This window comes from Paenibacillus sp. J31R30 (assembly GCF_059692115.1).
In genome coordinates this window covers 91,729-98,302 of sequence record NZ_JCAUAV010000018.1, presented here as the reverse complement: position 1 = coordinate 98,302, position 6,574 = coordinate 91,729, and the positions used below count along the sequence as shown (strand labels likewise).

The 6,574-nt window shown below is 46.2% G+C and carries 4 protein-coding genes and 12 tRNA genes; all 16 read left to right on the top strand.

Features of this window, described 5'->3' with window-relative positions; translation table 11 throughout:
* Nucleotides 1–33: 33 nt before the first annotated feature.
* The 16 genes from AC58QO_RS31295 (at nt 34) to AC58QO_RS31220 (ending at nt 6,480) form a co-directional block, all read left to right on the top strand.
* Nucleotides 34–109: transfer RNA gene (locus AC58QO_RS31295), tRNA-Asn, on the top strand.
* A gap of 2 nt (nt 110–111) precedes the next feature.
* A tRNA-Thr gene (locus AC58QO_RS31290) sits at nt 112–187 on the top strand.
* An 18-nt stretch (nt 188–205) separates the two neighbouring features.
* Nucleotides 206–280: transfer RNA gene (locus tag AC58QO_RS31285), tRNA-Glu, on the top strand.
* Nucleotides 281–294: 14 nt separating this feature from the next.
* A tRNA-Val gene (locus tag AC58QO_RS31280) sits at nt 295–370 on the top strand.
* A 12-nt stretch (nt 371–382) separates the two neighbouring features.
* Nucleotides 383–455: transfer RNA gene (locus AC58QO_RS31275), tRNA-Thr, on the top strand.
* 9 nt (nt 456–464) lie between these two features.
* Nucleotides 465–539, top strand: a tRNA-Gln gene (locus AC58QO_RS31270).
* A gap of 10 nt (nt 540–549) precedes the next feature.
* A tRNA-Lys gene (locus AC58QO_RS31265) sits at nt 550–625 on the top strand.
* Nucleotides 626–644: 19 nt separating this feature from the next.
* A tRNA-Leu gene (locus AC58QO_RS31260) sits at nt 645–724 on the top strand.
* 38 nt (nt 725–762) lie between these two features.
* Nucleotides 763–837, top strand: a tRNA-Gly gene (locus AC58QO_RS31255).
* A 9-nt stretch (nt 838–846) separates the two neighbouring features.
* Nucleotides 847–923: transfer RNA gene (locus tag AC58QO_RS31250), tRNA-Arg, on the top strand.
* A gap of 25 nt (nt 924–948) precedes the next feature.
* Nucleotides 949–1,022: transfer RNA gene (locus AC58QO_RS31245), tRNA-Pro, on the top strand.
* Between the two features lie 16 nt (nt 1,023–1,038).
* A tRNA-Gly gene (locus AC58QO_RS31240) sits at nt 1,039–1,109 on the top strand.
* A 253-nt stretch (nt 1,110–1,362) separates the two neighbouring features.
* A complete protein-coding gene (ppc, locus tag AC58QO_RS31235; protein ID WP_497272509.1) occupies nt 1,363–4,149 on the top strand; it encodes a phosphoenolpyruvate carboxylase in 2,787 nt (928 codons plus the stop codon).
* A 121-nt stretch (nt 4,150–4,270) separates the two neighbouring features.
* Nucleotides 4,271–5,140: a DMT family transporter gene (locus AC58QO_RS31230; RefSeq protein WP_497272507.1), complete on the top strand. Its 870-nt coding sequence runs from the start codon at nt 4,271–4,273 to the stop codon at nt 5,138–5,140.
* A 68-nt stretch (nt 5,141–5,208) separates the two neighbouring features.
* Nucleotides 5,209–5,805 carry an RNA polymerase sigma factor SigW gene (gene sigW, locus AC58QO_RS31225; RefSeq protein WP_497272505.1) on the top strand — a complete coding sequence of 199 codons (597 nt, stop codon included), beginning with the start codon at nt 5,209–5,211 and terminating at the stop codon, nt 5,803–5,805.
* Between the two features lie 69 nt (nt 5,806–5,874).
* Complete coding sequence (locus AC58QO_RS31220) at nt 5,875–6,480, top strand: zf-HC2 domain-containing protein (RefSeq protein ID WP_497272503.1); 606 nt, start codon at nt 5,875–5,877, stop codon at nt 6,478–6,480.
* The last annotated feature ends 94 nt before the right edge of the window (nt 6,481–6,574 follow it).

The window sequence follows — 6,574 nt, the reverse complement described above, 5'->3', positions numbered from 1 at the left end:
GTTCTGGGAGAGTAGAACGTTGCCAAGCATTGTTCCCTGATAGCTCAGTTGGTAGAGCACTCGACTGTTAATCGAGTTGTCACAGGTTCGAGTCCTGTTCGGGGAGCCATTGCTTCCATAGCTCAGTCGGTAGAGTGCATCCATGGTAAGGATGAGGTCACCGGTTCGATTCCGGTTGGAAGCTCCAGTTATTGTTTATTAGTAAGGCCCGTTGGTCAAGTGGTTAAGACACCTCCCTTTCACGGAGGTAACAGGGGTTCGAGTCCCCTACGGGTCACCATTTTCACATCCCATGGAGGCTTAGCTCAGCTGGGAGAGCATCTGCCTTACAAGCAGAGGGTCGGCGGTTCGATCCCGTCAGCCTCCACCATTAATTTCATATGCCGTTGTAGCTCAACTGGTAGAGCAACTGACTTGTAATCAGTAGGTTGGGGGTTCAAGTCCTCTCGACGGCATGTTTTTATTGGGGATTAGCCAAGCGGTAAGGCAACGGACTTTGACTCCGTCATGCCAAGGTTCAAATCCTTGATCCCCAGCCATTTTTATCTTGAGTCATTAGCTCAGTTGGTAGAGCACCTGACTTTTAATCAGGGTGTCGTAGGTTCGAATCCTACATGACTCACCATTTGCCTTTTTTACAATGTGCGCGTATGGCGGAATTGGCAGACGCACTAGACTTAGGATCTAGCGGGTGACCGTGGGGGTTCAAGTCCCTCTACGCGCATTAAATCCTCACTTGTATTCATACAAATGAGGTACCCTGCGGAAGTGGCTCAGCGGTAGAGCATCGCCTTGCCAAGGCGAGGGTCGCGGGTTCGATCCCCGTCTTCCGCTCCAATTTTATATGCGCCCTTAGCTCAGCTGGATAGAGTATTTGACTACGAATCAAAAGGTCGGGAGTTCGAATCTCTCAGGGCGCGCCATTCTTCATTATAAGTTATAACGTATCGGGACGTAGCTCAGCTTGGTAGAGCACCTGCTTTGGGAGCAGGGGGTCGCATGTTCAAATCGTGTCGTCCCGATCATTTTCTAAACTACGCGGGCGTAGTTTAATGGTAGAACTTCAGCCTTCCAAGCTGATCGCGCGGGTTCGATTCCCGCCGCCCGCTTAATAGAGAGAGCCACCTTCGGGTGGCTTTTTCTTTTTGTTTGGGGAATTAACAGTAATATGCCAGTCTGTGCGCATGCCGAGGAATCTTACCAATACATTAATTACCACCGTGAAACGTATGGTTTTTTTATTTTAACACTATGTGTAGCGGGCAGATTGTGGTAAAATATTCTGAAATGAGTTTTTATAGCGACTAGCTTTTGCAGAGAGAAGCATTAATGCATCATAGTGAATAGATGGGGTGGAGAGTAATGGTAGAGAGTGAGATCGTCCTACAAAAACAAAGCACGAATAACCTGCTGCGCAGAGATGTTCGGTTTCTTGGGCACATACTAGGCGAAGTTCTTGTACATCAGGGCGGAAGTGATCTGCTGGATGTGGTTGAAAGAATTCGTGAAATGAGCAAGTCATTAAGAGCACACTATGTCATTGAGATCTATGATGAATTTAAGAAAACCATATCTTCACTAGATCCGGAAATTCGCCATCAAGTGATACGCGCTTTCGCTATATACTTCCAACTAGTTAATATTGCTGAACAAAATCATCGTATTCGTCGCAAGCGCGACTATGAGCGCTCTTCTGGTGAATCTGTACAACCTGGTTCAATCGAGAGCATCGTGCAAGAGCTGAAGAATTCGCATATCCCTTATTCTGAGGTGCAGGAAATTCTTAAATCGATCTCTCTTGAGCTCGTAATGACGGCACATCCAACGGAAGCTATGCGTCGTGCAGTACTAGATATTAATCTGCGCATTTCTGAAGATATGATGAAGCTGGACAACCCTAACCTAACGTACCGTGAACGCGAGCAATTGCGTGAAAAGCTGGTGGGTGAAGTGCTTAATTTGTGGCAAACGGACGAACTGCGTGACCGTAAACCGACGGTAATCGACGAGGTGCGTAACGGGTTGTACTATTTTGACGAGACATTATTCGATGTACTTCCAGAGGTTTATCATGAGCTTGAGCGTTGTTTAAATAAATACTACCCAGAAGACAAATGGCATGTGCCTTCCTTCTTGAAGTTCGGTTCTTGGATCGGCGGAGACCGTGACGGAAATCCATCTGTAAGAGCGAATGTGACGTGGGAAACGCTTGGTTTGCACCGTCAGTTGGCTTTGCAGAAGTATGAAGAAATTCTGAAAGAATCTCTTGCGCATATGAGCTTCAGCAAGAACATTGTGAATGTGAGCGATGCTTTGATCGATTCGATCCAATGTGATCGTGAGGCGATGGGGAATGTACAGGACGTATGGCGTAATGAGAAAGAGCCGTACCGAATCAAAACGACCTATATGATCGAGAAGATTCATAATACGGGCAACGCGAATGTACCTGCTGCTCAGAAGTACAACAGTCCTGAGGAGTTTATTCAAGATCTACAAGTGATGGAGACTAGTCTGCGTGGGCACTTTGCAGATTATGTAGCTGATAAATACATTAAGAAGCTGATTCGTCAGGTTGAGCTTTTCGGCTTCCACTTAGCTGCTCTGGACATCAGACAGCATAGTAAAGAGCATGAGAATGCCATGACGGAAATTTTGGCGAAAATGGGCATTACACCGGATTACAGCAAGCTTTCAGAAGATGAGAAGATTTCGTTGCTCACGAATGTGCTGAATGATCCACGTCCAATCACGTCAACGTATTTGGATTATACAGATGGTACGAAGGAATGCTTAGATGTCTATCGTACGGTAGGTAAAGCGCAGAAAGAATTCGGGCGTAATTGTATTAACAGTTACCTGATCTCGATGACACAAGGCGCGAGTGATATGCTAGAGGTTGTTGTATTCGCCAAAGAGGCGGGCCTATACCGCAGAGAGAGCGACGGTACGGTAACGAGTACGGTTCAGTCTGTTCCGCTTTTTGAAACGATTGATGACTTGCACGCGGCGCCTGGTATCATGAGCACGTTGTTAGCGATCCCTGCTTACCGAGCTAGCCTTGATCCTGAAACACAGCTGCACGAAATTATGCTGGGCTATTCCGACAGTAATAAAGACGGCGGTGTGATTACAGCGAACTGGGAGCTGCGCATGGCGCTTCAAGATATTACAGAAGCAGCGAAGAAATTCGGCGTGAAGTTGAAGTTCTTCCATGGTCGCGGCGGTGCGTTAGGTCGTGGCGGCATGCCACTGAACCGAAGCATTCTAGCACAACCGGTGGAAACGCTTGGTGGCGGCATCAAGATTACGGAGCAAGGCGAAGTCCTATCTTCCCGTTATTCCCTGCAAGGGATTGCTTACCGTAGCTTGGAGCAAGCAACTTTTGCGTTGATCACAGCATCCAAGCTGTCCCGTTCCCCGCAAAGACACCCGCTGGAAGACAAGTGGGAGAACATTATGCGTGGCATTTCGGAGCAAGCGCAGACGAAGTATCAAGATCTTATTTTCAGAGACGAGGACTTCTTAACGTTCTTCAAAGAATCCACACCGCTTCCGGAGATTGGTGAGCTGAATATCGGTTCCCGTCCATCCAAGCGTAAAAATAGCGATAAGTTCGAAGATTTGCGTGCAATCCCATGGGTATTCTCATGGACGCAAACGAGATACCTGCTACCGGCATGGTATGCGGCTGGAACAGGCTTGCAAAGCTTCGCTCAAGGCAATGAGAATAACCTAGCGGTTCTCAAAGAGATGTATGAGGACTGGTCCTTCTTCCGCACGATGATTGATAATCTGCAAATGGCGTTAGCCAAAGCAGATCTTCTCATTGCGAAGGAATATGGCAGCTTGGTGAAAGAATCCGCGATTGCAGAGCGAATCTTTAACCTCATTAAAGATGAGTATGAATTAACGTCATCAATTATTTTGCAAATTACAGGTCAACAAGAGATTCTGGATAATGTTCCTGTGATTCAAGAGTCCATCAAATTGCGTAACCCTTACGTGGATCCACTAAGCTACATGCAAGTTGAACTGCTGACTGAGCTTCGTGCGCTAAGAGAAAATAATGAAGATGATGCGATTCTGCTTCGTGAAGTGTTACTTACGATCAATGGGATTGCCGCTGGACTTCGGAATACAGGCTGATCCTTTACGACAACATAAGAAAAGCAACAGGATGATAAAGTCGGGGGCCTTGCAGGTATGCAGGCAGCTCGGCTTTTCCTTTGATTACGGGAATTGCCCAAGACAGGAGGTGCGCGGCAGCATGGGGCGATGGTTGGCGATAGTCCTTGTTCTTATTGGAGCTTCAAGCTACGGCTTGCTCTCTTCATTTATTAAGATGGCGTATGATCAAGGATTTACGGACGGGCAAATTACACCAGCTCAAATGACGATGGGAACGCTATTCGTATGGGTATTGATTCTTTTTCATAAAAAATCATGGGTGAATCCCTTCAAAGGGCCGTGGATTAAGCTTGGGATGATTGGTATTTTTGGCTTATCGTTAACAACGGTTGTTTATAATATTGCGCTGCAAGAGCTCGATGCTTCCCTATGCATCATTCTTCTCTTTCAATTTACGTGGATGACGATCGCCATGGATTGTATCGTGAAACGTAGATGGCCTAAACGAATGGAAGGGCTTGCGATTGCACTCATTTTGGCCGGGACGATACTGGGTGTGAATGTGTTGGAAACAAACTGGGGAGAGCTCAGCATTCTGGGCATACTATATGGACTTATATCAGCGTTAGCCTATAGTACTTTTTTATTTTTTACGGGACAAGTGAAAAGCTCTCTGCCTCCGCTCATGAATTCTGCGATTATGCTTACGGCCGCGTTGCCCGTTATGTATGTGTTGTATCCGCCAACGGTTTTTGTACAGGAAAATGGTGGAACGTTGATCCTATGGGGATTGCTGTTAGGCTTCCTAGGACAAGCTTTACCAACCGTTTCATTTAACATCGGCATACCCAAGATCGGTAGTACACTCGCTGCTTTGTTGGGCTCTGTAGAGCTTCCAGTGGCTATCCTGGCTGCATATCTCCTTATTGGAGAGCCGATTAGCGGGTTACAATGGGGTGGCATGGGGCTAATTTTAGCAGGAATTATAATTTCTGAAAACAAATCGTAATTTCTGCGTATATATGTAGTAGAGGGATTTATTTGAGTTGAATTGTCGAGAAGCCGGAGGAAAACCAATTGAACTTTGTTGAAGCACGACTGGCTAAGCTGGCCAGAAATGGGGATCGGAATGCTTTTGCTGAGCTCGTGGAGCTCTATAAAGACAAGATCTTTCATTTGGCTTACCGCATGCTGAATAACAAGCAAGAAGCCGAGGACGCCGTTCAGGAAACATTCCTGCGCGTGTATACGAATTTGCATCGCTACGATGAGAATCAGAAGTTTTCTACTTGGATTTTTCGAATTGGGACAAACTTATGCATCGATAAGCTGCGTCGAAGAAAGCCAACATATTCGCTGGATGCGGAAATGACGGATGGCGAGGGCAATGATTATTATGCTATGCTGCCAAGTGATGAGGACACGCCTGAGAAGCAGCTGATTGTATCGGAAACGCAGGCACAAATTCACCGAGCAATTGAGACGCTGCCGGAGAAATATAAATCGGTTGTCATTCTCAGGTATCTGCATGATATGTCCCTGCAAGAAATAAGCGATGTGCTCGACATGCCTGTGACGACGATCAAGACGCGTGTACACAGAGGGCGTGAGTACTTACGAAAAAGGCTGGAGCAGGAGGAACAAGTTGTTAGTACAAATCCTGTTCAAATCTGAAACATCTTTGAAATTGAAACGTATGGTATATCACAACATGCAAAAGTCTAAGAAAGGGGTGGCGATAACGTGAATTGTAAAGAAGCCCTCCCGCTCATACATGAATACCTCGACGGTGATTTACCAAAGTCTGAAGCTCTACCACTGAAAGAGCACTTGATAGCCTGTCAGGCGTGTCATAACACTTTCAAACAACTAGAGAAAACGGATGCTTTGGTTAGAATGCTGCCCTCCATCAAAGTACCTGATACATTAACTGCACAGATTATGAGCGGATTACCACCGATGAAAAAGAAGAATACCTGGACCGATTGGATTCGCAGACATCCTGCTGTATCGGTTGCTGTTGTTTTCGGAACAGTCATGTTCGGAAGCTTCGTATCGATGTGGGATGATGATAAGAATCTTATGGTGCAGGGAAGTAACTTACAGGATGTCGTTATTCAAGGGGATACAGTGATTGTGCCGCAAGGGCATACTGTACAAGGTGATCTTGTGGTTAAACGCGGTGAACTGAAGGTTGAAGGCGATGTAACGGGGAATGTCGTCGTCATTGATGGTTCGGTCAACCTGGCCTCAACGGCACATATTGCTGGAGAAGTCAAACAAGTCGATGAAGCATTGAGTTGGGTTTGGTATAAATTAGGTGAGTTCGTAGGTAAAATCACGCAATAAGTGCACGGCCCCTTATAGCTGAGACTATAGGGGGCTTTTTTCATTTAATATATAGGAAAAATGAACCAATTCTTGCGCGGCGAGTCTAGATAAA

Coding starts and splice junctions, on each gene's coding strand:
- ppc (WP_497272509.1), top strand. CDS start 1,363: ATGGTAGAGAGTGAGATCGTCCTACAAAAACAAAGCACGAATAACCTG.
- AC58QO_RS31230 (WP_497272507.1), top strand. CDS start 4,271: ATGGGGCGATGGTTGGCGATAGTCCTTGTTCTTATTGGAGCTTCAAGC.